1 protein-coding gene is annotated in these 1,143 nt (G+C 71.3%); it reads left to right on the top strand.

The window, feature by feature from the left end:
* On the top strand, positions 1-991 hold a 991-nt coding region (locus U4E84_RS18145), incomplete at its 5' end, for an ABC transporter permease (protein WP_322533465.1).
* Between the last annotated feature and the right edge of the window lie 152 nt (positions 992-1,143).

The following is a 1,143-nucleotide window of genomic DNA, read 5'->3' as shown; positions in this document are numbered from 1 at the left end:
CCTCCTCGCGGCGTACGGGGCCGTTCCTCTCGCGCGACGCGTGGGTCCGCCGGACTCCTGGCGAGACGCGGTTCGGTCCCGCCGCATTCCGACGGCGGCCGCCGCGTTCCTGCTCGCGCTCCTCGTCGTCGGCGTCTTCGCCCCCGTCGTCGGGGAATCCCCGCCGCTCCGGTTCCAGCACGCCTTCCACCCGCCGGTCGGGCTCGCGAGCCCGGTCCCGCCACAGGAGTGTCTCGGGACGGTGACCGGCGACTCGTTCGACCGCCTCTGTCACGGGTCGTGGGAGTACCCGCTCGGCACGAACGAGCGGGGCCACCCGATGGGATACCTCCTCGTCGAAGGGGCGCGCGTGGCGACGTACCTCCTCGTGATCTCGGCCGCGTTCGTCGTCCCGCTGGCGGCGGCCGTCGGAGTCGTCGCCGGGTTCCGCGGCGGCCGCGTCGACGACCTGCTGTCCGCGTACGTCGACGTCCAGTTGAGCCTCCCGGCGGTGCTCCTGTACTTCGTCGGCTACACGTACTACGGGCCGTCGCTGCTCCTACTGCTCGCGACGTTCGGTCTCCTGAGTTGGGGCGGGATCGCGCGGTTAGTCCGCAGCGAGGTGATCCAGCGCCGCGAGGACGGCTACGTGCTCGTCGCGCGGAGCCTCGGCGCCTCAGAGTGGACCGTTGCGCGCCGACACTTCCTCCCGAACAGCGCGAACACGCTCGTCCCGGCCGCCTTCCAGTTACTCGCGCTGTTCGTGCTGATCGAGGCGGGAATCGCCTTCCTCGGATTCCACGAGCTCGAGACGTACTCGTGGGGGTCGACGATAAGCGAGGCGACCAACGCCGCGGTGGCCGGTCAGCTCCAGAGCCGCGCCGACGTGCCGGCCGCCGACGTCTGGTGGGTCTCGACGCTGCCGGCGCTGGCGCTGACCGCGACGCTGTTCGCGCTCAAGACGCTCGGGGACGGGATACGCGACGCCCTCGATCCGCGAGGTAGGCGCTGATGGAAGCGTGCGACGAGTCGGACGACGACCGGCTGCCGGTCGATCCCGACGATCCCCTCCTCTCAGTGCGGGAGCTTCGAACCCGGATCGACACCGACGACGGCCCGCTGTTCGCGGTCGACGGCGTGAGCTTCGCCGTCGACCGCGGCGAG

The organism is Halorubrum sp. AD140, assembly GCF_034497445.1.
In the GTDB taxonomy this organism is placed as follows: Archaea; Halobacteriota; Halobacteria; order Halobacteriales; family Haloferacaceae; genus Halorubrum.
Note: the sequence above shows the minus strand (reverse complement) of the source record. Positions and strands in the feature narration are given on the sequence as shown.